The organism is Kribbella voronezhensis, from assembly GCF_004365175.1.
Taxonomy (GTDB): domain Bacteria; phylum Actinomycetota; class Actinomycetes; order Propionibacteriales; family Kribbellaceae; genus Kribbella; species Kribbella voronezhensis.
Genome location: NZ_SOCE01000001.1, coordinates 4,033,857 through 4,059,309, shown reverse-complemented (window position 1 = coordinate 4,059,309; position 25,453 = coordinate 4,033,857). Strand labels below are relative to the sequence as shown.

Annotated in this window: 22 protein-coding genes; 6 read left to right on the top strand and 16 right to left on the bottom strand. The window is 68.6% G+C overall.

The genetic code is table 11. The features are described 5' to 3' along the window. Nucleotides 1-4: 4 nt before the first annotated feature. On the top strand, nt 5-3,787 hold the full coding sequence (locus EV138_RS18775) for a S8 family peptidase (protein WP_305000173.1): 3,783 nt from the start codon (nt 5-7) through the stop codon (nt 3,785-3,787). 147 nt (nt 3,788-3,934) lie between these two features. Next, on the top strand, nt 3,935-4,363 hold the full coding sequence (locus EV138_RS18770; RefSeq protein WP_133980172.1) for a hypothetical protein: 429 nt from the start codon (nt 3,935-3,937) through the stop codon (nt 4,361-4,363). Nucleotides 4,364-4,367: 4 nt separating this feature from the next. Here EV138_RS18770 and EV138_RS18765 read toward each other — a convergent pair whose 3' ends face one another. Both EV138_RS18765 and EV138_RS18760 read right to left on the bottom strand, forming a co-directional pair. Further along, nucleotides 4,368-5,030, bottom strand: coding sequence for a response regulator transcription factor (locus EV138_RS18765; RefSeq protein ID WP_166678639.1), 663 nt, complete (start codon nt 5,028-5,030; stop codon nt 4,368-4,370). A 40-nt stretch (nt 5,031-5,070) separates the two neighbouring features. After that, nucleotides 5,071-6,987: a sensor histidine kinase gene (locus tag EV138_RS18760; RefSeq protein ID WP_166678638.1), complete on the bottom strand. Its 1,917-nt coding sequence runs from the start codon at nt 6,985-6,987 to the stop codon at nt 5,071-5,073. Nucleotides 6,988-7,129: 142 nt separating this feature from the next. Here EV138_RS18760 and EV138_RS18755 point away from each other — a divergent pair, with 142 nt between their 5' ends. Continuing rightward, the gene (locus tag EV138_RS18755) at nt 7,130-8,353 is read left to right on the top strand and encodes a glycosyltransferase 87 family protein (protein ID WP_133980170.1); all 1,224 of its coding nucleotides are present in this window, start codon (nt 7,130-7,132) and stop codon (nt 8,351-8,353) included. After that, nucleotides 8,350-9,528 (top strand): glycosyltransferase 87 family protein, encoded by a 1,179-nt coding sequence (locus EV138_RS18750; protein WP_166678637.1) that lies wholly within the window; start codon nt 8,350-8,352, stop codon nt 9,526-9,528. Before EV138_RS18755 ends, EV138_RS18750 begins: the two co-directional genes overlap by 4 nt. On the opposite strand, the gene EV138_RS18745 is transcribed toward EV138_RS18750, so the two are convergent. From EV138_RS18745 to dnaK, 5 genes are all read right to left on the bottom strand, one after another. Further along, nucleotides 9,474-10,010, bottom strand: a complete 537-nt coding sequence (locus tag EV138_RS18745) for a GNAT family N-acetyltransferase (RefSeq protein ID WP_133980168.1) — start codon at nt 10,008-10,010, stop codon at nt 9,474-9,476. The two genes, EV138_RS18750 and EV138_RS18745, sit on opposite strands and share 55 nt — an antisense overlap. 669 nt (nt 10,011-10,679) lie before the next feature. Further along, nucleotides 10,680-11,135 carry a heat shock protein transcriptional repressor HspR gene (locus tag EV138_RS18740; RefSeq protein WP_133980167.1) on the bottom strand — a complete coding sequence of 152 codons (456 nt, stop codon included), beginning with the start codon at nt 11,133-11,135 and terminating at the stop codon, nt 10,680-10,682. Then, nucleotides 11,135-12,310 carry a molecular chaperone DnaJ gene (gene dnaJ, locus EV138_RS18735; RefSeq protein ID WP_133980166.1) on the bottom strand — a complete coding sequence of 392 codons (1,176 nt, stop codon included), beginning with the start codon at nt 12,308-12,310 and terminating at the stop codon, nt 11,135-11,137. The genes EV138_RS18740 and dnaJ overlap by 1 nt, the downstream gene beginning before the upstream one ends. 27 nt (nt 12,311-12,337) lie before the next feature. Further along, the gene (grpE, locus tag EV138_RS18730) at nt 12,338-13,018 is read right to left on the bottom strand and encodes a nucleotide exchange factor GrpE (protein WP_133980165.1); all 681 of its coding nucleotides are present in this window, start codon (nt 13,016-13,018) and stop codon (nt 12,338-12,340) included. Next, complete coding sequence (gene dnaK, locus EV138_RS18725) at nt 13,015-14,883, bottom strand: molecular chaperone DnaK (protein WP_133980164.1); 1,869 nt, start codon at nt 14,881-14,883, stop codon at nt 13,015-13,017. Before dnaK ends, grpE begins: the two co-directional genes overlap by 4 nt. A 254-nt stretch (nt 14,884-15,137) precedes the next feature. Here dnaK and EV138_RS18720 point away from each other — a divergent pair, with 254 nt between their 5' ends. After that, the gene (locus EV138_RS18720) at nt 15,138-15,608 is read left to right on the top strand and encodes a GNAT family N-acetyltransferase (RefSeq protein WP_133980163.1); all 471 of its coding nucleotides are present in this window, start codon (nt 15,138-15,140) and stop codon (nt 15,606-15,608) included. Here EV138_RS18720 and EV138_RS18715 read toward each other — a convergent pair. Together EV138_RS18715 and EV138_RS18710 are read right to left on the bottom strand one after the other, a co-directional pair. Then, the gene (locus EV138_RS18715) at nt 15,605-16,171 is read right to left on the bottom strand and encodes a phosphoribosyltransferase family protein (protein ID WP_166678636.1); all 567 of its coding nucleotides are present in this window, start codon (nt 16,169-16,171) and stop codon (nt 15,605-15,607) included. The genes EV138_RS18720 and EV138_RS18715 overlap by 4 nt on opposite strands. A gap of 44 nt (nt 16,172-16,215) precedes the next feature. Beyond that, entirely contained in the window at nt 16,216-17,232 is a 1,017-nt protein-coding gene (locus tag EV138_RS18710) for a sialidase family protein (protein WP_166678635.1), read from the bottom strand. A gap of 169 nt (nt 17,233-17,401) precedes the next feature. Here EV138_RS18710 and EV138_RS18705 point away from each other — a divergent pair, with 169 nt between their 5' ends. Next, nucleotides 17,402-18,277: a DUF559 domain-containing protein gene (locus tag EV138_RS18705; RefSeq protein WP_133980161.1), complete on the top strand. Its 876-nt coding sequence runs from the start codon at nt 17,402-17,404 to the stop codon at nt 18,275-18,277. A 56-nt stretch (nt 18,278-18,333) separates the two neighbouring features. On the opposite strand, the gene hutI is transcribed toward EV138_RS18705, so the two are convergent. From hutI to EV138_RS18670, 7 genes are all read right to left on the bottom strand, one after another. Further along, the gene (hutI, locus tag EV138_RS18700) at nt 18,334-19,530 is read right to left on the bottom strand and encodes an imidazolonepropionase (RefSeq protein WP_133980160.1); all 1,197 of its coding nucleotides are present in this window, start codon (nt 19,528-19,530) and stop codon (nt 18,334-18,336) included. Continuing rightward, entirely contained in the window at nt 19,527-20,843 is a 1,317-nt protein-coding gene (locus EV138_RS18695) for a formimidoylglutamate deiminase (RefSeq protein WP_133980159.1), read from the bottom strand. Before EV138_RS18695 ends, hutI begins: the two co-directional genes overlap by 4 nt. Next, nucleotides 20,840-22,033 carry an allantoate amidohydrolase gene (locus EV138_RS18690; RefSeq protein ID WP_238158220.1) on the bottom strand — a complete coding sequence of 398 codons (1,194 nt, stop codon included), beginning with the start codon at nt 22,031-22,033 and terminating at the stop codon, nt 20,840-20,842. The genes EV138_RS18695 and EV138_RS18690 overlap by 4 nt, the downstream gene beginning before the upstream one ends. Further along, nucleotides 22,030-22,956, bottom strand: coding sequence for an ABC transporter substrate-binding protein (locus EV138_RS18685; RefSeq protein ID WP_133980158.1), 927 nt, complete (start codon nt 22,954-22,956; stop codon nt 22,030-22,032). Before EV138_RS18685 ends, EV138_RS18690 begins: the two co-directional genes overlap by 4 nt. Before the next feature lie 82 nt (nt 22,957-23,038). Continuing rightward, complete coding sequence (locus EV138_RS18680; protein WP_133980157.1) at nt 23,039-23,689, bottom strand: ABC transporter permease; 651 nt, start codon at nt 23,687-23,689, stop codon at nt 23,039-23,041. 1 nt (nt 23,690) lies between these two features. Further along, the gene (locus tag EV138_RS18675) at nt 23,691-24,347 is read right to left on the bottom strand and encodes an ABC transporter permease (protein WP_133980156.1); all 657 of its coding nucleotides are present in this window, start codon (nt 24,345-24,347) and stop codon (nt 23,691-23,693) included. Beyond that, complete coding sequence (locus EV138_RS18670) at nt 24,344-25,348, bottom strand: ABC transporter ATP-binding protein (RefSeq protein ID WP_133980155.1); 1,005 nt, start codon at nt 25,346-25,348, stop codon at nt 24,344-24,346. Before EV138_RS18670 ends, EV138_RS18675 begins: the two co-directional genes overlap by 4 nt. Nucleotides 25,349-25,453: the final 105 nt, after the last annotated feature.

Sequence of the window (25,453 nt, the reverse complement as noted above, 5' to 3'; positions counted from 1 at the left end):
CGAGGTGGTGACGCCGTCCTTCGAGGCAAGTGCTGTTTCCGCCTGCCTGGAGGACATCTTGCCGTCCAAACGCTGGATCCCACCGGTGGTGAGTCTCGGCCTGGTGCTGAGTGCTGCCACCACCCCCGCCCTCGGGGCGCCGCCCCGGCCACCGTCCCCCGCCGATCCGACCCCCGGCGGCACCCGCGTCACGCTGATCACCGGCGACCGGGTCCGGGTCACCCCACGTCCCGGCCGGCCCGCACAGGTCGTCTTCGAGCCGACCAAGGGCAGCCGATCGGACGCGGCCACCATTACCTACACGAGCGGCCACACGTACGTCGTACCGTCGGCAGCGGTCGCCGACGTCGCCTCCGGCCGCCTCGACCGCACGCTGTTCGACGTCACCACGCTGATCGCCGAGCACCGCGACGACGACCACTCCAAGACGATGCCGGTGATCATCCGGTACGCCGGTGACGGGGCCGGCGCACGAGCCAGGCAGACCGCGATCCCGGGCGCGGCCTCGACCCGGGTAGTCCCCAGCATCGGCGCCAAGGCCGCCAAGGTCACGAAGACCGCCGCAACCGACTTCTGGCGCTCGCTCACCCCCGGCACGTCCAGTCGCGTCGCCGGCACCGTCCAGCGCGTCTCGCTCGATCGTCAGGTGAAGGCCAGCCTCGATCAGTCGGTACCCCAGATCGGCGCCCCGGCCGCCTGGCAGCGCGGCCTGACCGGCAAGGGCGTCAAGGTCGCCATCCTCGACACCGGCATCGACCCGACGCACCCCGACGTGGCCGGCCGGATCGGCGCGACGGAGAACTTCTCCGGTACGCCGGACGCGGTCGACCACAAGGGCCACGGCACCCATGTCGCGAGCATCACGGCCGGCAACGGCGCGGCCTCGGGCGGCAAGTACAAGGGTGTCGCCCCCGAGGCCACGCTGCTGAACGGCAAGGTCCTCGACGACGACGGCTTCGGTGACTCCTCCGGCATCATCGCCGGGATGGAATGGGCCGCCGCCCAGGGCGCCTCGGTGATCAACCTGAGCCTCGGCGGCGACGCCAGCGACGGCACCGACGAGCTGTCCCAGGCGGTCAACCGGATCAGCCGGGACAGCGGCGTACTCTTTGTCATTGCTGCGGGCAACTGTTTCTTCCCGGAACCGCAGACCGTCTCGAGTCCCGCCGCGGCCGACGATGCCCTTGCCGTGGGCAACCTTCAGCGCGACGGATCGCTGAACGACTCGTCCTGCCGCGGCCCGCGCAAGGGTGACGGCGCCCTGAAGCCGGAGATCTCCGCTCCCGGCACGGGCATCGTCGCCGCTCGCGCCGCCGGCACCAGCCTCGGCGACCCGGTCGACGACAACTACACCACCCTCACGGGTACGTCGATGGCAACACCCCACGTCGCCGGAACGGCCGCGCTGGTCGCACAGGCTCACCCGGACTGGAAGGCCGCCCAGCTCAAAGCGCGCCTGATCTCGACGGCCGACCCGCAGCCCGGCAGCAAGGTCGACGGGCAAGGCGCCGGCCGCGTCGACGCCGACCAGGCCACCGACGACAGCGTCACCGTCGACACCAGCGAGCTCGAACTCGGCGTACTGCGCTGGCCGTACCCCGCCTCCGACAAGGTCAGCCGCGAACTGACCTACCGCAACCCAGGCAGTACTGGGGTGACGCTGGACCTCGCAGCTTCGGCAGATCCGGTCGCTGCGACTCCCGAGCTCAGCAGCAGCCAACTCGTAGTACCGGCTGGTGGTGAGGCCAAGGTGACCGTGACTGCCGACCGTGCGGCCGCCGGAACCGGCTTCTTCTCGGGACGCGTGACCGCCACCGCGGCAGGCGCCGACCCGATCGTGACGACCTTCGGCTGGTATGCCGAACCGGAGCTGCACAACCTGACGGTCAAGGGCATCAATCGCGACGGCAGCCCGGCCACAGCGAGCCTGGCGGTCAGTCGTCTGGACGGAGCTCCGCTCGACCTGGGTCCGTTCGGCGTACGGATGGTGAACGGTACGGCGACGATCCGGATCCCACCCGGCAAGTACCAGGCGATGTCCACCTTCTTCACCGCCGCGACCGACAGCGAACTGGAGAAGATCGACGTCGTCACGGGCCCGGAGACGACGCTCACCAAGGACATCACAGTGACGCTCGACGCCCGGCGGGCCAAACCTGTCCCGACCAGCGTGCAGGGCCACTCCGAGCTGACCGCACGCCAGCGCTCCATCGTCTACTCCCGGAAGAACACCGACGGGATGATCACCGGCGCGGTCGGGGTCGAGGTGACCGGCGCGGCCCGGATCCTCGGCGCCACGCCGACCGCGAAGCCGGTCACCGGGACCAGTGAGTTCGCGGTCTCGGCCCGGTTGGAGATTCCGCCGTTCCGGGCGAAGGTGCTCGGCGGTTCCGCGTTCACCGTGCTCGACTTCTATTTCGGCCCGCGACTCACGGGGACGAAGACGCTCGGCCTGGCCGATGCGGGCGCTGCGAACCCGGGCGAACTGGATGGCGTCCGCGGCAAGCTGGCACTGATCCGCTACGTCGACAGCGATCCTCGCCCCGTCGGCGAACTGGTCAAGGCGGCGGAGCACGCCGGCGCCGGCGCGGCCCTGATCTACAACCCCGATCGTGCCGGTCAAGGTGGCGTCGGTGCCTACTGGGCGTACGGCGACGCACCGGATGCGACCCTCCCGGCCGCGCGGACGACTCGGATCGCCGCGCAGAAACTGCTCGAGAAATTGGCGACCGGGCCGGTCACCGTGCGGCTCACCGGCGTCGCCTCGACTCCGGTGGTCTACGACCTGGCGAAGGCGTGGCCGAACCAGCTCCCGGCCACGGTCGGCGTCAACGCCCGGCAGGACCAGTTCGCGCGAGTGGACGAGGTCTTCGGCGCACACACCGCCGGAACGCCTACGTCGGAAGCCCGGACGGCCCGGACGCCGGGCGGCGCCGACTTCAGCGGCTGGCTGGCGCCGGTCATCAGCGCTCCGTTCCACCGCACGTCGTACGTGCTGGGGAACCGGCTCCCGTGGTCGAGTCTGGTCATCCTCGACAACGGCGGTGAGAACGCGGCCGTCACCGCACCGCCGCACACCTATCGTGCCGGGGAGCGGACCAGCATGCGGTGGGTCGCACCGGTCGAGAACAGCGGCCTACCCGCGAAGCAGACCGAGGCGGCCGGGGTCGGCCGCGCCTACGACGGCCTGAGTATCTCGATCAGCCCGTTCCGGCACGGACCCGACGAGTTCAGCGACGTGTTCGGCATCAACGGGGAGTACAGCTCCTCGCTCGAGCGCAACGGCGTGAAGGTGGCGACGTCCGAGGAGGCCGGACTGTGGGCCGACGTGCCGGCCGACGCAGCGGAGTACAAGTTCACGCTGGATGCGAAGCGGGAGGCCGACTTCTGGCAGTACTCCACGCAGATCCACTCCACTTGGATGTTCGAGGCGCGCGGCGGCGAGGACGAGGTGATGCCGGTGGTGATCGCCGATCTCGACGTACCGCAGACCGATGATCTGAACCGGGTGCCGACCGGCCGGCCGATCACGCTCACGCTGGGGCTACGGCACCAGGCGGGATCGGCGTCGACCGCGAAGTTCACCACGGCCGGGTTGGAACTGTCCTACGACGACACCAACTGGACCAAGCTCCCGCTGACGAAGACAGCCGACGGTCACTACACCACGACGGTGACTCATCCGCCGGCCCAGGCCGGACACGCACCGTCGCTGCGGGTGACCGCAGTCGATGCCGACGGCAACAAGTTGAACCAGCAGATAACTAAGGCCTACGGCCTGAAGTAGTAGCTAAGAGAGGGGTGGAGCCGTCCCCCGGCTTCACCCCTCTCAGTACTGATAGGTTCGGCCCGAGAGCGAACTGGCACACGCCGCCGGAGTACACGCTGCGGTTCACCCAGCATCCGGGGCCAGCGGTCGAATAGGGTTTCCGACGTGAGCAGTGGGAGTGGACAACCAACTGAGGTACGAGGCGGCGAGCCGGCGGTGATTCGCTGGCAGCACAGTTCGGGTGGTTCCGCCTACTGCCTCGGTCGCCTCGCCCGGTCCGCCCCCGAACGCCCGGTCGTCGTGCTCTCGGAGCTCGCCGGGAACCCGGACGCCGTCGGTCTGGTGAGCGACTATGCCGGCGCCGCGACGGCGGCCGCTGCACTGTTCGGGGTAGACCCGACGTCGGTCCGCTGGCTGGCCCACCACGGCGACTTCTCGTCGTACGACGCAGCCGGCGCGCCAGAGACCTTCACCGAAGTACAACTCCACTCCGACGGCAGCCGCCTACACAGCGACCTGACCGACCAACGCCTCCTGTCCCCCGCCGAATCAGAAACACTCAGCCGCTCATTGGGGCCCATTACCGAGAGCTGAGTTGTCAGCTGGGTTGGCCGGCTGAGACGAGGCCGGTGTTGTAGGCGAGGATGACTGCCTGGACGCGGTCGCGGAGGCCGGTTTTGGTGAGCATGCGGCTGACGTGGGTTTTCACGGTGTGCTCGGTGAGGTGCAGGGCGGCGGCGATCTCGGCGTTCGAGTTGCCTTTGGCAACCAGGACGAGAACCTCGCGTTCGCGGGCGGTGAGGACGTCCAGCCGGGCCACCATCGAGGGATCGAGCTGGTTGTCGGCGAAGCGGTCGATCAGCCGCCGGGTCACCGGTGGCGCCAGCAGGGCGTCGCCGTCGGCGATCACCCGGACCGCGTTGATCAGCTCGTCCCGCGAGGACCGTTTCAGCAGGAAGCCGCTCGCACCGGCCCGGAGCGCGTCGTACACGTACTCGTCCAGATCGAAGGTGGTCAGGATCAGCACCCGGGGCGCGTTCGGCCGCCCGACCAGCCGCCGGGTGGCCTCGATCCCGTCCATCACCGGCATCCGGACGTCCATCAGGACCACGCCGAGATCCAGTACGGCGGAAGCCTGGTGCAGCGCGTCGGCGCCGTCGACCGCCTGCGCGACCACCTCGATGTCCGGCTGCCCGTCGAGGATCATCGAGATCCCGTCCCGGACCAGGTCCTGGTCGTCGACCACCATCACCTTGATCACTCGGTCTCCTTCGTCGTCACCGGGATCCACGCGCTCACGGTCATCGCGCACCCACCGGCAGCCACGCGCTGACCGTAGTACCGGATCCCGGGCTGGAGCTGATGCTCAATGTGCCGTCGTGGATGCGGACGCGCTCCTGCATACCGGTCAGGCCGTGCCGTCCGTCCGGGCGGCGGCCCGGATCGAACCCCTGCCCGTCGTCGATCACCCGGACCGCGACACCCGCCTCGTTGCGCTCGACCAGGATCCTGGCGCTGCGTGCCTTCGCGTGCTTGGCCACATTGGTCATCGCCTCCTGAACCAGCCGGTACGCCGTGAGCTGGATCCCCGCCGGAACGCCGTCGGTCTCACCCCGCACCTCCAGCTCGACCGGCAGACCCTGGTCCGACAGGCTCTTCACCAGCTGGCCGAGGTCCGCGAGGCCGGGCTGCGGGGTCAACGCCGGGTCGGGCACACCCTCGGCGTCGCGCAGCGCCGACAGCATCCGGTCCAGTTCGCCCAACGCACGGCGGCCGGCGTCCCCGATCCGCTGAAAGCCCGCCAGCGCGTCGTCGTCTCCCCGTTTCAGCAGGTCGGGCCCGGTCTCCGCCTGGATGACCATCAGGTTCACAGCGTGCGCCACCACGTCGTGCAGATCCCGGGCGATGTGCGACCGCTCGGTCAGCACCACCTGGGCAGCGTCCTGCTCCACCGCCCGCTGCTCAAGCTCCGCCTCCCGCGCCGCGGCAGACCGGTTCCGCCGGTAGAGCCGGGCCAGAACACCGGCACACAGCGGCAGAACGAGGATCAGCGACAACGTGATCGGCCACTGCCGGTCCACAATCCCTTCGTAGACGACGTTGTGGATCCTGTTGTCCGGTGGATTGTGCATGTCACCGAACGTCTGCGGCTGATGCTCGAGCGCGGGAAAGATCAGCACCATCTGCGGGTAGCGAACGAAGGCCGCGATCACCGGCAGCGCAGTCAGCACCACGGCGGCCACCGGCATCGAGTACCTCACTCGCCGCACGGACGCCATCGTGAAGAGGGCGATCGACAGCGCGACGAGGACGCTCCAGCTCGTGCTGGTCTGCCAGTAGGCCAGCAAGGCGCCGATGGCGAGCACCACGACCGGAACGGCCGGCCACTTGCGCCGTTGGACCAGCGTGAGGGCGGAGAAGGCAATGACGTACGGCATCCAGCCAGGCGCACTCCACCAGTTGCCCCTGGCAATGTCCCGGCCCAGGTCCGCCAGCATCAGCGAGGTGGTCACCATCGCCAGCACGGCATCGAGCGCGGCCGTGGTCAGCAGAAAGGTACGGAGGTCCTCGATACGTTCCCAAACGGTCCGCTCGACGACCGCGGTCCGGCGGAGGCGTCGGTAGAGCAGGGAGAGCAGACAGACCGCGAACAGCACGACTGACAGCCACCACGGCCATCTCGACGCCATCGCGCGGTTGTAGTCCTCTAGGGAGGGTCCCCCACTCGCGGCCGCGTCCCACAGTGGGTCGTTTGCCACCTGGCGGTAGATCGACGGAAAGAGCGCGGACTCGAACACTCCCCAGCGGACTCTGGCGACCACCGGGACGGCCGTGATCACCGCCCCGGCCACCAGGACCGTGCGCACACGGCAGCGCGAGGCCAGCGACCACAGGGCGAGCGCGCCGCCGATCAGCAGGACGTAGTCGAAGTCCCCTCGGTTCACCAGCACCGACAGATATGCGCCGATGACCAGTCCCGCCGACGCCAGCACCGGATCCACTCGCCGGATCGCGAGTAGTGCTGGGGCGGCGGCAAGGAACACCTGGACCGGCAGGGCCGCGTCGGGCCAGCCGCCGGGTTGCCTGACCAACTGCACCTGAGTGATCGCCAGCCCGATCACCGCGAGCACGATGTCGAAGTTGCCGCTCGCAACGAGGGCGCGGACGCGGATCATGCGCCCGCCTGCTCCGCCGTACGGCGCGATCTCTCCGCTCACCCCTTCATTCTGCTGCCCAGTCCGGCCCAGGCCGTCACTCTTTGGAGTGACAGGCGTTCGTGCCGCGTCATTCGATCCAGTGACCACAGTGGGCACCTGACGGCGATGTGGCGACCCGGGTCCGGCAGCGAGGGTCGGAACCATGACCACAAGTCCAGTTCTCCCAGCGGTGAAGACCCGGAACCTGCTGCCCTGGTTCGCCCTCGCCGGAGCGGCCGTCATCGTTGTCTGCGTGGCGCTCTGGCCGCCGTCGTCCTCGATGTCGGACCTGCGCGTGTACTTCGCCGGCGCCAGAGGTTTCGTCGACGGTGACGACATCTACACCGTGAACCAGAAGTACCCCGGCATGGGCCTCGGCTTCACCTATCCGCCGTTCGCGGCCATGATCATGGCGCCGCTGGCGATCGGCGAGCACTTCGCCAGGCTGCTGATGACGTTGCTGTCGGGCGTGTCGCTGCTGGCCGTCGGCGCGGTCACGGCCCGTGCGCTGCGGCCGCAGTGGTCCAGGGACCGGTTGATCGGAGCTGGGCTGTTCTGCTCCGCGGCGGGACTGCTCCTCGAGCCCGTGTCGTCCACGTTCGGGATGGGGCAGATCAACCTGGTCCTGCTGGCCCTGTTGATGGTGGACCTGCTCGGTCACACGCCTCGCCGGTTCCGCGGCCTGCTGGTCGGCGTTGCCACCGGCATCAAACTGACGCCGGGAATCTTCATCGTCTTCCTGCTGGTGACCCGGCGCTTCCGCGAGGCGGCCGTCGCCACTGCGGCGACCGCGGGCACCCTGCTGCTGGGCTGGCTCGTCATGCCCGGTCCGACAGTGGACTTCTGGACCCGCTACATCTTCGATCCCAGCCGTCCCGGGCCGGCCCACTACATCAGCAACCAGTCGCTGCGCGGCACGATCGCCCGACTCACCGAGAACTCCGGGGCCACCGGCCCGCTTTGGTTGCTCTCAGCCACTATCGTCGGCGCCGGCGGCCTCGCCGTCGCCCGCCGCCTGTACGCCGCCGGACGCTCGCTCGACGCGCTCGTGGTGACCGGCTTCACCGGACTGCTCGTCTCGCCGATCTCCTGGTCCAATCACTGGGTCTGGGCCTTGCCCGCCACGGCTGTCGTGTGGTCCTGGGTCGGCCGTGGCACCGCGATGAAGGTCTTCGCTACCGCCTGGACGCTCGTGTTCGCCCTCGGCCTGCCGTGGTGGGCCCCCTGGGCGGACGACAAGGAGTTCCATCACAACTTCCCGCAGGCACTGATGGGCAACTCGTACCTGATCGCCGGGATCGCCTTGCTGGTCACGAGTGTGATCACGGTAGTAGCCAGACCGAATGCGACGGCCCTTCAATCCGACCCGGTCCAGGCCGTCCGGTGAGCGCGGTCGTCGATTGGCTGGAGCGCAGACATTTCCAGCTCCTCGTGCTGGCGGTGGGCCTCACACCGTTGCTCTACTTCTGGTGGTCGGGTAACGTCGACCTCAACGTCTACCGGACCGGTGGATTCGCCGTACTCCACCACGTCAGCCTGTACTCCGAAGGCTTCGGCCAACTTGTCCCCTGGATCGCACTCCCGTTCACCTACCCACCCCTCGCCGCGGTGCTGTTCGTGCCCTTGCACCTCCTGCCGATGCCGCTGGCCGATCTCGCGATGTGCGTTGCGAGTACAGCGGCGTTGACCGCGACCATGCTCGTGGTCCTCCAGCGCCTGCTCGGCTGGAACAGGCGGGCCCTCGCGATCGGTCTGCTCGGTGCGGTCTCCGCGTTCGCGTTCGAACCGGTCCGGTCGACGATCGGCTTCGGTCAGATCAATCTCATCCTGATGGGCCTGGTCGCCGTCGACTGTCTGTTGCCCCGCACCCGCTGGCCCCGGGGCATCCTGGTCGGCCTGGCCGCCGCGATCAAGCTGACCCCCGCCGTGTTCGTCGTCTACTTCCTCGTACGCCGGCAGTACCGCGAGGCGGCCGTCGCGTTCGGGACCTTCGTCGGGTTGGCCCTGGTCGGGTTCGCGCTCGCGCCGGCCGACTCCACGAAGTACTGGTTCGGTGTGTTGTTCGACCCGGATCGGATCGGCGGCGCGACGTATGCGTACAACCAGTGCTTTCAGGCCGTGCTGCATCGGGTGATGGGCGACGGGGCGGCGAGGACCCTTGTGTGGCTCGGGTTGGTGCTTGCGACCGGCGTACTGGCGGGCGTTGCTGCCTATCGAGCACGGGGCGCTGGCAACGACGTACTGGCGTTGCTGGTGATCGCGGTCTGGGGGCTGCTCGCGTCGCCGGTCAGCTGGTCGCATCACTGGGTGTGGATCGCGCCTGCTTCGCTGTTGCTGGTCAAGTACGCGTGGCACAGCAAGTGGATGCTTGTAGCAACGATTGTGGTTCTCGCAGACTTCGCGATCGGGCCGCACGGATACCTGAACCCGGAGGGGCGCACGTGGTCGGTGCCCGAGCATCTCCTGGGCTCGGGCTACGTCCTGATCGGGGCGGCCTTCCTGGTGGTTCAGGGTTTGAAGTCGGCCGCGCGGATCCGGTACACCTGCAGGTTGAGGTCGTAGTACTTGTCGGTCTCGCCGACCCACTCCATCCCGAGCCGCCGGGCGGTGCCGATCGCGCGCTTGTTGTTCGGCCGGGCGACGGCGAACAGCTCGTCGACATCGCCGCTGGAGAAGGCCCAGCCCATCAGCGCCTTGCTCGCCTCGCTGGCGTAGCCGTTGCCCCAGACCGACGGCCGGAACTGCCAGCCGATCTCCAGGTCCTCCTCGTACGGCGGCAGCAGGCGGATCAGCAAGCCGCCGATCACCACGTCGTCCTCCTTGCGGACCACGACCCAGCGCCCGGCGGGTACGACGAAGTTCGGCTGGGCCTCGATCCAGGCCTGCAGGATGGCGCGCATCGTTGCCTCGTCGGTGACCTGCTCGATCGCCGGCGACAACCACTGCGCCACATCGGCCGAGCCGTAGATCTCCTGCGCGGCCTCGGCGTCGTCTTCTTCCCACTCCCGGATCAGCAACCGGTCCGTCTGCAAGGTGAGGGTCACCTCGCCAGCGTAAGCGGCCGGTCAATGGCGCAACAGGTCCATCGCCCACCGCGAGGTGATCAGAAGATGAACTCCATGAGGAAGCCCCCGGACCCGGGGGAAGGTCCGAGGGCACAACCGAAGGCATCCGTGGGGGATGGATTGCCTCCGGCCCTCCGAAGGCGCCGCAAGAAGCGACACCTCCGCTCCACCGGAGCGGTCCTCGGGAGTCGGACCCACTCCGGTCCACCGGAGCTGTCCTGGGTGGACTCACTCCGGGCCCGATACGAGGAAGCCCTCGGACCCGGGGGAAGGTCCGAGGGCACAACCGAAGGCATCCGTGGGGGATGGATTGCCTCCGGCCCTCCGAAGGCGCCGCAAGAAACGACACCTCCGCTCCACCGGAGCTGTCCTGGGTGGACTCGCTCCGGGCCCGATACGAGGAAGCCCTCGGACCCGGGGGAAGGTCCGAGGGCACAACCGAAGGCATCCGTGGGGGATGGACCGCCTCCGGCCCTCCGAAGGCGCCGCAAGAAGCGACAACCTTCGGTCTACCGGAGCGGTCCTCGGGGGGGTGGACTCGCTCCGGTTTCGGTGGCGCCTGGGGAGGCGCTCCGGCCCGGACGCACCTGGGGGGATGGGGTGCGTCCGGGGGAACCGGAAACCCTTTGGGAGAAGGGGTTCCGGAGGTCAGTGCCGCCCTAGTTCGAGCGGCTGGGTTCGGATCCAGCGGGTGGTGGTCTGCTGGCGGCCCATCGCGATCACGTCGCCGGCGGGACCGGCCGAGAAGACCCGGCTGTTGGTGTGCTGACGCGACGCCCCGACACCGCGCTGTACTTCGGCCAGCAACTGGTTGACCCGCCTGCGCAGGCCCTCCACCTCCGACTGCAGCTCGAGGATGTGCCGGATCCCGGCGAGGTTGACACCCTCCTCCTGCGACAGGTGCTGGACGTACCGCAACTTCGCCACGTCGTACGCCGAGTAGCGCCGGCCGCGGCCGGACGCCCGGCTGGGCGTGACAAGCCCCAGCCGGTCGTACTGGCGCAACGTCTGCGGGTGCATGCCGGCCAGCTGGGCCGCCACCGAGATCACGTAGATCGGGGTGCGGTCGTCCCAGGTCGGCACCTGGTTGAACGGAACGCCCATCACGAACTCCCGAACAACCCGGAGCGCAGGTCGGGCTGGGCCGAGGCGGTGCTGAACTCCTGCAGCTTCTCGCGCTGCTCGTCGGTCAACTCGTGCGGCACCTGCACCTCGATGGTGAGCAGCAGGTCGCCCTTGGTGCCGTCCCGCCGCACCGATCCCTTGCCCCGAACGCGCAGCTTGCTGCCGTTCGCAGTACCGGCGGGGATCCGCACGGTGACGGGAAGCCCGTCCAGGGTCGGCACCTTGATCTCGGCACCCAGCGCGGCCTCGGTGAAGCTCACCGGCACGGTCAGCGTCAGATGCTCGCCCTGCCGGCCGAAGATCCGGTGCGGCTTCACGTGCACGCTGACGTAGAGGTCGCCCGCGGGGCCACCCCGCTCGCCGGCCGCGCCCTTGCCCTTCAGCCGGATCCGCTGGTTGTCCTGCACACCCGCCGGGATCCGGACCTGCATGGTCTTGCTCGACTGACCGCGGCCGGAGCCGTGGCAGGTCTCACAAGGCTGGTCCACGACCAGGCCGCGCCCCTTGCACTCCGTGCACGGCTCGGTCATCGCGAAGACACCGCCCTGGACCGAGGTCTGCATCCCCGTGCCTTCGCACTTGAGGCAGACCTTCGGCACAGTCCCGTACTTCGCGCCGGTGCCGCGGCACGTCTTGCAGGGTTCGTCGCTGGTCATCCGGAGCGCGACGGTGACACCGTTGACGGCCTCGGCGAACTCGATCGTCGCCTCGGTCTCGATGTCGGCACCGCGCCGCGGCCGGGCCGTCGACGTGGTGGTCGTGGTCCGGCCGGCGCCGCCGCCGAACATGCCGCCCAGGATGTCGCCGAGGCCGCCGCCACCGGTCGAGCCCGACCGGTTGAACAGGTCGCCGACGTCGAAGCCGAAACCGCCCTGTCCACCAGCCGTGCCGCCGCCCGGCATCCGGAAGCCGCCACTGCCGAACAGCCGGCGGGCCTCGTCGTACTCCTTGCGCTTCTTGGCGTCCCCGACGACGTCGTACGCCTCGGAGACCTCCTTGAACTTGGCCTCCGCCGACGCGTCCCCGGCATTGGAGTCCGGGTGGTATTTGCGCGCCAGCTTGCGGTAGGCCTTCTTGATCTCGTCCGGCTCCGCGGTCTTGGAGACGCCGAGAACCTTGTAGAAGTCCTTCTCCAACCAGTCTTTCGTACTCATCGACGCCTCACCTCCTCACCGATCGGCTTACTCAGCGGGCTTTTCACTGTCGCCGGACTCGTCGGGCTTGGGCTCCGGCAGCTGCTCGGTCGGCTCCGAGACGGCCACCCGGGCCGCCCGCAGGATCCGCTCGCCGAGGCGGTACCCCGGCTGCATCACCAGCGTCGCGGTCGGGCCGTCCACCTCGTCGGAGTAGTTGTGCAGCAGGGCCTCGTGGATCCGCGGGTCGAAGCGGTCGCCCACCTCGCCGAACTTCACCAGGCCGAGCTTCTCGGTGACCCGCTCGACCGATTCGGCCACCGCCTTGAACGCACCCTCGAGCTCACCCGCTTCGCGGGCCCGCCCGATGTCGTCCAGGGTCTGCAGCAACTCCGTCAGCACCGAACCGATGACGACCTCGCGGTTCGCCTCCCGGTCGCGGTCCACCCGGCGCTTGTAGTTCACGTACTCCGCCTGCAACCGCTGCAGGTCGGCGGTCCGTTCCGCCAGGGCCTCGGTCAGCAGGGCTTCCTGCGCCGACGGCCCGATCAGGTCCGAGGGATCCCGCGGCGGCTGGGCGCCCGGCGTACCGGGTGCGGCCGGCGGGGCACCCGCGGGAGCCTCGGCAGGCTCCCGCAGGTTCCCGGTGTCCGGGTCGATCCGGCGCTTGTCGCGGACGACGGGCTCGCCGTCGCCGAACTCGCTGCCAGAATTGGGGCGATCGGTCACTTGGTGTCCTCAGGCTTGGAGTCCTGCGGGCGGTCCTCGTCCACGATCTCCGCGTCGACCACGTCGTCGTCGGCGTTGCCGGCGCTCTCACCGTCGGCCGAGGCGCTCTCGTCGGAGGTGCCGGCGGCCTGGGCGTTCGCGTACATCGCGGCGCCCATCTTCTGGCTGGACTGGGCGAGCTTCTCCGACGCGCTCTTGATCACGTCGGCGTCGTCACCCTCGAGCGCCTTCTTCAGCTCGCTGACGCCGTCCTTGACCTCGGTCTTGACGTCGTCGGGGATCTTGTCCTCGTTCTCGGTCAGGAACTTCTCGGTCTGGTAGACCAAGCCCTCCGCCTGGTTGCGGGACTCGACCGCCTCGCGGCGCTTGCGGTCCTCCTCGGCGTACTGCTCGGCGTCGCGGACCATCTTGTCGATGTCGTCCTTCGGCAGCGCGGAGCCACCGGTGACCGTCATCCGCTGCTCCTTGCCGGTGGCAAGGTCCTTGGCGTTCACGTGCACGATGCCGTTCGCGTCGATGTCGAAGGTGACCTCGATCTGCGGCACGTTCCGCGGCGCCGGCGGCAGGCCGGTCAGCTCGAAGTTGCCGAGCGACTTGTTGTCGCGGGCCATCTCGCGCTCGCCCTGGTAGACCTGGATCATCACCGACGGCTGGTTGTCCTCGGCCGTGGTGAAGATCTCCGAGCCCTTGGTCGGGATCGTGGTGTTGCGCTCGATGATCTTGGTGAACACGCCACCCTTGGTCTCGATGCCCAGGCTCAGCGGGGTCACGTCGAGCAGCAGGACGTCCTTGACCTCACCCTTCAGCACACCGGCCTGCAGGGAGGCGCCGACGGCGACGACCTCGTCCGGGTTCACACCCTTGTTCGGGTCCTTGCCACCGGTCAGCTCCTTGACCAGCTCGGCCACGGCGGGCATCCGGGTGGAGCCACCGACGAGGATGACGTGGTCGATCTTCGACACGTCGATGCCGGCGTCTTTGATGACGGCCTTGAACGGGGCGCGGGCGCGCTCGAGCAGGTCGTTGGTGAGCTTCTGGAACTCGGCCCGGGAGAGCTTCTCCTCCAGGTGCAGCGGGCCGGAGTCGGTCAGGCTCAGGTACGGCAGGTGGATCGAGGTCTCGGCAGCGCTGGACAGCTCGATCTTGGCCTTCTCGGCGGCCTCCTGCAGACGCTGCATGGCCATCTTGTCGCCGGACAGGTCGGTGCCGTTCTTGTTCTTGAACTGGGTCACCAGCCACTGCACGATGCGCTGGTCCCAGTCGTCACCACCGAGGTGGTTGTCACCGCTGGTGGCCTTCACCTCGAAGACGCCGTCGCCGATCTCCAGCAGCGACACGTCGAAGGTGCCACCACCGAGGTCGAAGACCAGGATGGTCTGCTCGGTGCCCTTGTCCAGCCCGTAGGCCAGCGCGGCCGCGGTCGGCTCGTTGACGATCCGGTGCACGTTCAGACCGGCGATCTCGCCGGCTTCCTTGGTCGCCTGGCGCTGCGCGTCGGAGAAGTAGGCCGGCACGGTGATGACCGCGTCGGTGACCTGCTCCCCGAGGTACGCCTCGGCGTCGCGCTTCAGCTTCTGCAGCACGAACGCGCTGATCTGCTGCGGCGTGAACTTCTTGCCGTCGATGCTGACGTTCCAGTCCTCGCCCATGTGGCGCTTGACGGAACGGATCGTGCGGTCGACGTTCGTGGTGGCCTGGCGCTTGGCCACCTCGCCGACCAGGACCTCGCCGTTCTTGGCGAAGGCCACGACCGAGGGCGTCGTACGCGCTCCCTCGGCGTTGGGGATGACGGTGGGCTCGCCACCTTCCAGTACGGCGATGACAGAGTTCGTCGTACCGAGATCGATACCGACCGCGCGGGCCATGTGCGTTACCTCCACGAAGTTGAGTGATGCAGACTCAATGTTGCCTCGCCGGGGATCCGGATTCAAATCGGATCGGCGACCGGATCGCCAGACTTGAGTTCACCTGGCTCAACATTGCCGCACCCCGGGGTCATTCCCAACCCCGGCCCCGGATTTTCGGGGCCGGATCGGGGAAGAGCCTGGTCAAGCCCTCACCACACCCCTGCCGCGGAAGGCACCCCGCGTGGGAGGGTGTGAGAGTGAAACTCCGCCCCATGACCTCTGCCGACGAGCCGGCCGTGCTCGCGCTGAACGCAGCCGCGGTCGAGCAGACGGACCCGCTGGGCCCCGACCGGCTGGACTGGCTCCGGCTGATCGCTGCCCACGCCGCCGTGGTGGAGATCGAGGACGAGGTCGCCGCCTTCGTGCTCACCTTCGCCCCCGGCTCCGCCCACGACAGCCTCGACTTCCAGTGGTTCAACGCGACGTACGCCGACCGGTTCCTGCACCTGGACCGGATCGTGGTCGCCGAGAAGCACCGCCGCCAAGGCATCGCCACCAGCGTCTACCGGGCCGTCGAACGCGCCGCCAAGCCCTTCGACCGGCTGGTCGCCCGGGTCCAGTCCGACCCACCCGACGAGGCCTCGCTCGCCTTCCACGCGGCCCGCGGCTTCGTCGAGGTCGGCAAACTCCGCCGCCCCAACCACACCACCAGCGCGATGCTCTCCAAGGAACTGGCCGACTAGAGATTCCGTACGTCGAGCAGGGCGCGCAGCGGCAGTTCGTGCCGGAAGCGGGCGTCGTCGAGCCCGTCGACGATGCACGCGGCACCGATCCACTGCGCGCCGCAGTCCTCGACCAGAGCGCGGACCACCCTGGCGGTCTCGCCGGTGGCAGCCCAGTCGTCGACCATCAACACCCGGTCGCCGGCCTGGATCAGGTTGCGCCGGAAGCCGAAGACGACGTGCCGATCCTGGTAATCCGGGCCGGTTGTTCGTAGTACCCACCGATCGCTGTCGGTGGCCTGTCCCGCGTTCTTGCGGACCTCGACGAACCCGACTCCCAGCGCGGCCGCAGTCAACGCCCCGACCAGGGCGCCGCGAGAGACCGGGCCGACGACGACGGTGGGGCGTACGTCGTACAGGCTGCCCAGGGCGGGGCCGAGTTCGCGGATCAGGTCGGCGTCGCGCCACCAGCCGGTGAGGTTGGCGTAGCCGGCGTACACGCCGCGGTCCCAGGTCCAGGTGAAGGCAGCCACCAGCCGCCGGCGGAGATCTCCGTCGACCCTCGCGACCGCGGTCCTGGACATACTCCAAGGGTGACGAGGGCGCGGCCGTGGCGCACCAGGTTTTCTCAGTCGAGAGCGGCGCGCGGCAGGAGTTCGCCGACGATCTCGCGGGTGAAGATGTCGTAGCTGAGGATCAGCAGGCGATCGCCGGGGAGTTCGACGACTGCCGGGTTCGACTGGTCCTGGGTGTCCCGGCCGGCGTCGATGACCAGGTGCACAGGGTCGAGGTCCCACCGGCCGAGCGGGTCCTTGACGATCGTCGCGACCGTCGGCCGACCGGGGTTGAAGCGCTTGGAGACATCGCCGTACGCAACCAGTACGGCGCCGTCGGACAAGGTCAGCGTGTCTGCCGAGGACGCGTACAACCCGCACGGCTCCGGCTCGGACCAGGTCAGCCCGTTGTCGTCCGACCTGGTCAGCTCGGCCTCCTGATCGGTCCGGAGCAACGCCACCACCTGGCCGCCGGGCAGGAGGGTCAGCACCGGTTCGACGTACTCGCGATCCGGGCGCCGCCCCAGCACCACCTCGCCCTCCGCCGGCCAGGTCCGCCCACCATCGGTCGACCTCACCACACTCGCCGAGTGGCGCGCGTCCCCGGGGAACACCCCGTAGACAGGCGCGAGGAGATCCCCGCCCGGCAACTCGAGGAGCTGTCCGTGCGCCACGATGTGCCCGGCCCGGAACCCGTGCCAGACCTCCTCGGTCTCCTGCACCATCCGCGACCCGACAGCCACCGGCTCTCCCCAGGTCGCCCCACCATCCGTCGATCGCGCGACCAGCACCCCCGGACACAGGTACGGCCGCACCGACCAGTCGATCTGGAACCAGCTCAGCAACAAGTCTCCGTCGGCAAGCTCCACGAGCATCGGATCCCGGTCGTCGTACACCCCGTCCACCACCACCCGAGGCTCCGACCACTCCACCCCGTCCGCACTCTCGGCAAGCACGATCCGCCCCACACTCCGCACATGCCCCCGCCCTTCCCGCCACACCACCAAGACCCGCCCGTCCCCCGTCCGCACCGCACTCGGAAAGTACGGAAGCTGACCCTGGATGGTGCGAGCGACAGCAATGCGCGACATGGCGGCAAAGGTAGCTGGACCGCCAACACTCACCAACGGCGGCTGAATCATCCGATCCACGCTCAGCTTGTGCTGTGCGAGGGACTCGACGAGGAGTTGGTGAGTGTTGGCGGTCCACGCCTGTGGACAACGCCCGCTCCGGTCCGCCGAACTCGGCAACGATGTAACGATGGGAGATGTCGTCGATGTGCTCGGCCGGCGAGGCGGAAGCGCCACCTTCGGCGAACTTCGCGCGCTGGTCCACTCGCGGGACATCAGGAAGGCGCTGACAGACGGAGACATCCAGCGGGTGGCGAAGGGCGTCTACGCATTACCGAAGGCGCCATCCGCATTGACTGCCGCGCGGAGCCATGGCGGAGTCGTGTCCTACCTCAGCGCCGCGGAGCACTGGGGAATGAAGGTCATCGTTGCGGCCCCTCTCCCGCACGTCACCCTGCGACCAGGGAAGGTTCGCCGGCGAACCGGCCGGCCATGCGTACTGCACTGGGCCTACGTGCCAGTTGACGGGGAGGTGACGACGCCAGTTCAAACCGTGCTCGACTGCATCCGGACCCTGCCGCTCACCGAAGCGCTCGCGGTCACGGACTCAGCTCTGCATCAAGGTTTGGTCGACCATGACGACCTGATGGTTGCGGCCGGCAAACTGCGCGGGCCCCACCGGCGGCGTGTCCAGCAAACGGTCTCGCTGGCGGACGGACGATCCGAATCGGTTCTGGAGTCCGCCCTGCGAGCCATTCTCATCGAGGCTGGTATCGAGGGGTTCGTCCCTCAGGTCGTGGTCCGCGATCGGGAGTTCTCAGCCCGCATCGATCTCGGGCATCCCGGTCTGCGGATCGCCTTGGAAGCTGATGGGTTCGAGCATCACGGCACTCGCCAGGCGCTGGTGAAGGACTGCCGCCGGCATGTTGCCCTGAGCGTCAGGGGCTGGACGCTGCTCAGGTTCAGCTGGGAGGACATCATGTACGACCCGGAGTGGGTGGTGACGGCAGTGCGGAGGGCGGTCGGACTTCCAACACTCACCAAGCAGGTCCTTCGAGCCGCCTGACGGTGTCACCGAGCGTGAGAACTGCACCGGCGAGCGGATTGATGAGTGTTGGCGGTTCAGACCGGGCGGCCGTTGAGGAAGGTTTGGGCTACTAGCGGCACGCCGGGGCGGTACGCGAGGTGGAGGTAGGAGGGGGCGTCGAGTACTGCGAGGTCGGCGGGGGCGCCGGGGGTGATGCGGCCGAGGTCGGGGCGTTGGAGGGAGGCGGCGCCGCCTGCGGTGGCGGACCATAGGGCCTCGGCGGGAGTCATGTGCATCTCGCGGACGGCGAGGGCGATGCAAAGCGGGATCGACGACGAGTAGCAGGAGCCCGGGTTGCAGTCGCTGGCGAGGGCGATGGTGACGCCGGCGGCGAGCAGGCGGCGGGCGTCCGGGTACGGCGAACGGGTGGAGAACTCGACGGCGGGCAGCAGACCCGCGACCACACCGGTTGAAGCCAGAGCATCCACATCGGCGTCGGACAGGTGCGTGCAGTGGTCCGCCGCAGCAGCGCCGAGCTCACAGGCAAGCTGTACGCCGGGGCCGAGGCCGAGCTGGTTCGCGTGGACTCGTAGCCCGAGCCCCTTCTTCGCACCGGCTGTCAGGATCGCCCGCGCCTGGTCCGCGTCGAAGGCGCCCTTCTCGACGAAGACGTCCACCCACTTCGCATGAGCAGCCGCCGAATCCAGCATCGGACCCGTCACCAGCGACACGTACGCCGCCGGGTCGTCCGCGTACTCAGGCGGCACCACATGCGCCCCCAGGTACGTCGTCTCGTCGGTGAACTCCGCCGCGATCGCCAAGCCCCGCGCCTCGTCCCCGACCGTCAGCCCGTACCCCGACTTGATCTCGACCGTCGTCGTGCCCTGCCGGCGCATCTCGGTCACCAGCCGGGCCACGTTCGCGGTCAGCTGCTCGTCGGTCGCGGCTCGCGTCGCGGCCACCGTCGTCCGGATACCGCCCGCACTGTACGGCGTACCGGTCATCCGGGCGGCGAACTCCTCCGCCCGGTCGCCCGCGAAGACCAAGTGGGAGTGCGAATCCACGAAGCCCGGGATCACCGCACGACCACCGAGATCCAGCGCGGAATCGGCCGCCGGAGCATCCGCGCGCCGGCCGACCCAGGCGAACTTGCCGCCCTCGATCACGATCGCCGCGTCCGTCACCTCACCGAGCGCAGCGACTCCGTCCGGACGCGCGCCCCCGGAGACCGCACCGCGTCCGGGGTCGTTGGTGACCAGCGACCCGATGCCTGTCAACACCACCGAGCTCATGAAGTCACCGCCGAGATCGAGGCCGCCAGCTCGGCCGCCACGTCCAGCTTCACATGATTGCCATCAGCAACAACCTGACGCCCCGAGACGACCACGTCGGCGACGTCGAGCGCGGAGGCGGCGAACACCAAGGTCTCCAAGGACGATCCTGTCCCGGCCGTCCGCACACTCGACGTCCGTACGGCGACCAGATCCGCTCGTGCGCCGACCTCGATCACCCCCGCGTCCTCGAACCCGAGCGACCGATGCCCGTCCACGGTCGCGGCCGCCAGCAACTCGGCAGCCGACCAGTGCCCGCGCTCCTGCGAGGCGAGTCGCTCGTCCAGCTCGACCGCGCGCATCTCCTCGAACAGATCGATCACCGCGTGACTGTCCGAGCCCAACGTCAGCCGCGATCCCGCGTCCCGCAACGCGACCGAGGGACCGATCCCGTCGGCCAGATCGCGTTCGGTCGTCGGGCAGAAACACGAGTACGTCGCGGAACTGCCGAGCAACCCGACATCCACCGGCGTCAGGTGCGTCGCGTGCACCGCGCTCGTCCGCGCATCCAGGAAGCCGGTCTCATCGAGCACCTGCGCCGGAGTACGCCCGTACGCCGCCAGGCAGGCCGCGTTCTCCGCGACCTGCTCCGACAAGTGGATGTGCAGCGGCGCAGTCGGCAGCGCCGAGGCCACCGCGCTGAGCTGGTCGACCGGCACCCCGCGCACCGAATGCGCGGCCGCGCCGATCACCACGTCGTCTCCGAGGCCCGGGGTCAGCGACAGCACCCGGGAGGCCCAAGCCGACGCATCGCCGTCACTGAACCGCACCTGCGCGTCCCTCAGCGGCTGGTCGATTCCGCCTGCTACATAACAGGTGTCGAGCAAGGTGATCCGCAGCCCGGCATCCCGCGCGGCCGCGATCAATGCCTGCCCCATCGCGTTCGGATCGTCGTACCGCTTGCCGCCGGGGGCGTGGTGGAGGTAGTGAAACTCCCCTACCGCGGTGATCCCGCTGAGCACCATCTCGCCGTACACGGCCCGCGCGAGCTGGTAGTAGCTGTCCGGTGTGAGCACCGACGCCACGCCGTACATCTGATCGCGCCAGGTCCAGAAGGTGCCGCGCTCGGTCTGCGTGCGACCGCGCAGCGCACGATGGAACGCGTGGCTGTGGCAGTTTGCCAAGCCAGGCAACACGATCCCGCTCAGGCGCACCGCGTCGCCAGGCAATGCGTCTGCTTCGACAGAAGCGAACCGTCCGTCCACCACCGTGACGAGCACGCCGGCAGCCAGCCCGGATGGCAGAAGCGCTTGCTCACACCAGTACGCCGTCACTTCGCGAGATCCTTCAGTACTGCGGCCAGCGCGTCCACCCCGGCCAGGCAGTCGTCCATCTCCGCGTGCTCGGCCGGCGAATGCGAGACGCCGGTGGGATTCCGTACGAACAGCATCGCGGTCGGGATCCCCGCGTCCGAGAACACCCCCGCGTCATGCCCGGCCCCGGTCGGCAACACCGGCGCATCATCCAGTACTGCGGCCAGCCGGTCACGCAGACCGGACGGGAACTCCACGATCGGCGAGACCGACTCGGGCGTCACCTCGACGCTGGTGCCGTCCCGCTCGGCGCGTTCGACCGCCTGCCTGGTAATTGCCGACAGCAACGACTGGAGCACCTCGTCGGTCGCCGCCCGGGCGTCCAGCCAGGCAGTCACCTGCGACGGCACGGCGTTCGTGCCGTTCGGCTCGACCGAGAGCCGGCCGAAGGTGGCCCGCGCACCGGCGAGCCGGGCCTGCTTGTTGGCGGCGAGCGCGGTCATCGCATACGTCAGCATCGGGTCGTGCCGGTCCTCCATCAACGTCGTACCGGCATGGTTCGCCTCGCCGGTGAAGGTGAACCGGAACCGCCCGTGCGGCCAGATCGCGCTCGCCACTCCTACGGGCGCGGTCAACGCGCGGCCTTGCTCCACATGTAACTCGACGAACGTCCCCATCCGCTCGAGCAACGGCGAGGGTCCCACGCCGGCCGGGTCGATCCCCAGCTCGGACAATGCGTCCGCCAACGGCACGCCGCTTCTGTCCTTCAAGCCAAGCGCCTTGTCAGCAGTCAGCACACCGGTCGCCACTCGAGACCCAAGACAAGGCATCCCGAACCGCGACCCTTCCTCCTCCACGAACGCCCCCACCCCGATCGGCACCGACGGCACGAACCCCTCCGCCCGCAACCGATCCACCGCGGCAAGCGCAGACACCACACCCAGCGGACCGTCAAAAGCCCCGCCGTCGATCACCGAGTCGAGATGACTTCCGGTCACCACACCAGGCACATCGGTAGAACCCCACCAGGCGACGAGGTTGCCGAGGCCGTCGGATTCCAGGGACAGGCCGCGGGTCGTGCACTGGGTGGTGAACCACTCGGTGCACGCCCGCTCGGTGGGGGTCCAGCCGCCTCGGTGGTACCCCCCGGAGGAGGGGTCCTTGCCGATGGCGGCCAGGTCCGCCCACATCGCCTCGAAGGATTCGGTCAAGACAGCGGGTTCTTCGACAGCCAGTCCTTGGCGACCGCGTCCGCGCTCTCCTTGCCGACGTCGAGGCGCTTGACCAGGTCGGTCAGCGCATCGGTCGTGAGCTTGGCGTCGACCGCGTTCAGCGTCGCGGCGATGTCGTCCGACTTGTGGTCGGTCCGGATCAGCGGAACGATGTTGTTCGGCGGCAGGATGTGCTCAGGGTCGTCCAGCTGGACCAGCCCCTGGTCCTTGATGACCGACTGGGTGGTGAACAGGTTCGTCACCTGGATCTGGTTGTCCGTCAACGCCTTGATGCTCAGCGGGCCACCGGCGTCCAGCGTCTTGTACTCCTTGAACTCGACGCCGTACTTCTCCTTCAGCCCCTTCAGACCGGCTGAGCGGACCTTGAACTCCGAGCTGCCACCCGCGACCAGGTCCTTGCCGACGGCCTTCAGGTCGCCGAGCGACTTCAGGCTGTACTTGTCCGCGGTCGCCTTGGTCACCACGATGGTGTCCTCGTCGGCGGCCGGTGACTTGTCCAGCACCTCGAGCCCGGGCGTCAGCGCCTTCTTCAGCGCGTCGTACGCCTTGTCCGGGTCGGTCTCGGTGGAGTTCTTGTCGAAGTACGCCAGTGCGGCACCGGTGTACTCCGGCACCAGGTCGACCGAGCCGTCCTTGATCGCGGCCATGTAGGTCTCGCGGTTGCCGATGTTGGGCTTCTTCTTCACCTCGATCCCCTTGGCGGCGAGCGCCTGGCCGTAGATCTCCGCGATCAGCTGGCTTTCGGAGAAGTCGGCCGAGCCGACGGTGATGCTCGACACCTTCGACGGAGCGGGCGAGTTGCCCGCGTTGTCGCTACCGAGCTGGTCCCCACCCCCACAACCAGCCAGGCCGAGCACCGCCACCCCGGCGATCGCAGTACGGATGAGTGTGGATCTCAACACGAGAGCCTCCAGAGTCTCGTAGCCACCGACGGGTGCCGATGGATGTTCCAGGTTCCCAAGTTCATCACCTACGTCGGACAGTTCAGCCGATCTTCAATCCTTTGGACACGGTGACCCGGCCGATCAGCGCGAAGATCGCGTCGAGCAGGATCGCCAGGAGGGCCACCAGCAGCGCGCCGCTGAACATCTGTGGGAAGTCACGGAGCTTCAGTCCGTCGACCACGTAGCGGCCGAGGCCGCCGAGCGATACCAGCGCCGCGATCGTCGCGGTCGAGACGATCTGCAGGGTGGCGCTGCGGACGCCGGAGATGATCAGCGGCAGCGCGATCGGGATCTCCACCTTGGTCAGGATCTCGCCACCGGTCATGCCCATCCCCCGCGCCGCGTCGATCGTGGCCGGATCGACACCGGACAGACCGGCGTACGTCGAGGCGAGGATCGGCGGGATCCCGAGGGCGACCAGCGCGATCAGCACCGGCAGGAAGCCGATCTGGTTGGTCAGCAGGACGGCGATCATCAGCAGGCCGAGACTGGGCAGGGCGCGGGCGGCGTTGCCGAGGTTGATCGCCAGGAACGCGCCCCGGCGGGTGTGCCCGATTCGCAGACCGATCGGCAGAGCGATCACCACGGACAGCCCGAGAGCGGCGAACGTGTACCAGAGGTGCTCCAGGATCCGGGCCCAGATGCCCTCGTTCCCGGACCAGTTGTACGAGTCGGTGAGGTACTCCCACATGTCAGGCCACCTCTCCCACCGGGGTCGCGACTCGCGCCCACGGGGTCAGGATCCGCTGCAACGTGACCAGGACCAGGTCGGCCAGCAGGGCCAGCAGCAACGACAGCACGACGCCCACCACCACCGGGGTGAGGAAGTCCTTCTGGAAGCCGAGCGTGAACAGCTCCCCCAGGCCGCCGATGCCGATCACGGCGCCGACGCTGACCATCGAGATGTTGGCCACCGTGACCACCCGCAGGCCGGTGAAGATCACCGGTACGGCGATCGGCAGGTCGACCGCGATCACCCGGTGCAACGTGCCGTACCCGACCGCGACCGCCGACTGGCGGACGTCGGGCGGCACGGAACGGAGTCCGTCGATCACGTTGCGGATCAGCAGCGAGACCGTGTAGATCGTCAGCGCGACGATGATGTTGATCGTGGACAGCACCTTGGTGCCGAGAATCGCCGGAATCACGATGAACAGGGCGATCGACGGCAAGGAGTACAGCACGCCGCCGAACGCGATCAGCGGGTTCGCCAGCCAGGAGTACCGGGTGGCGATGTAGCCCAGCGGCACCGAGATGATCAACCCGAGGAGCACCGGGAGGATCGCCAGATAGAGATGTTCGCGCAACTGTTCCCAGATCAGCCCGAGGTTGTCACCGATCCAGGTCATGGGCGCAGCGCCTCCGCGACGGTGCCCTGGTCGACGACCCCGATGGCACGGCCGTCGTCGTCGACGCAGACACCCAGCCCGCGCGGCGACGTGAGAACGCTGTCGAGCGCGGCACGCAGTGAATCGCCTTGCTTGAACACCGCCCCGACCGGCAGCAACTCCGCGGACGCACTGCCGTTGCGCCACCCGATCGGTACGCCGTCCTGCAAAGCGAGCTCCGGTGGCAACGGCTTCACCGGCAGCTCGTCCGGATGCACGAAGGTCAGGGCCCGGTAACCGCGGTCCTGTCCGACGAACCCGCGGACGAAGTCGTCGACCGGGTTGGCGAGCAGCTCGGCCGGCGGCGCGAACTGGGCCAGCTTGCCGCCGACCCGGAGGATCGCGACGTTGTCGCCGAGCTTGATCGCCTCGTCGATGTCGTGGGTGACGAAGACGATCGTCTTGCCGATGTCGCGCTGCAGCCGGAGCAGTTCCTCCTGCAACTGGTGGCGGACGATCGGGTCGACCGCACTGAACGGTTCGTCCATCAGCATGATGGGCGGGTCGGCGGCCAGCGCGCGGGCCACCCCGACCCGTTGCTGCTGGCCACCGGACAGCTGGGCCGGATACCGCTCGGCCAGCTTGAGGTCCAGACCGACCCGCTCCAGCAACTCCATCGCGACCGAGCGCGACTTCTTCTTGTCCCAGCCCAGCAGCTTCGGCACGGTGGCGACGTTGTCGACGACCGTCTTGTGCGGGAACAGCCCGGCATGCTGGATCACGTAGCCGATGCCGCGCCGCAGGGCGACCGGGTCCTTGTCGTTGATGTCCTCACCGTCGATCGAGATCCGGCCGCTGCTGCGCTCGATGGTCCGGTTGATCATCCGCAACGAGGTCGTCTTGCCACAGCCGGACGGCCCGACGAACACGGTGATCTCGTTGCTCGGGATCCGCAGGCTCAGCTGCTCGACGGCGACGGTGCCGTCCGGATACTGCTTGGTGACGTCTTCGAACTCGATCATGGCGCCCCTTCGCGCTCGTCGGAGATCGCCCGAACGATCCTAGTGTCACGAGAGCCCGGCACCACCCCCATTTGACCGAATCTCATTCGTGATGAATGTGCACCT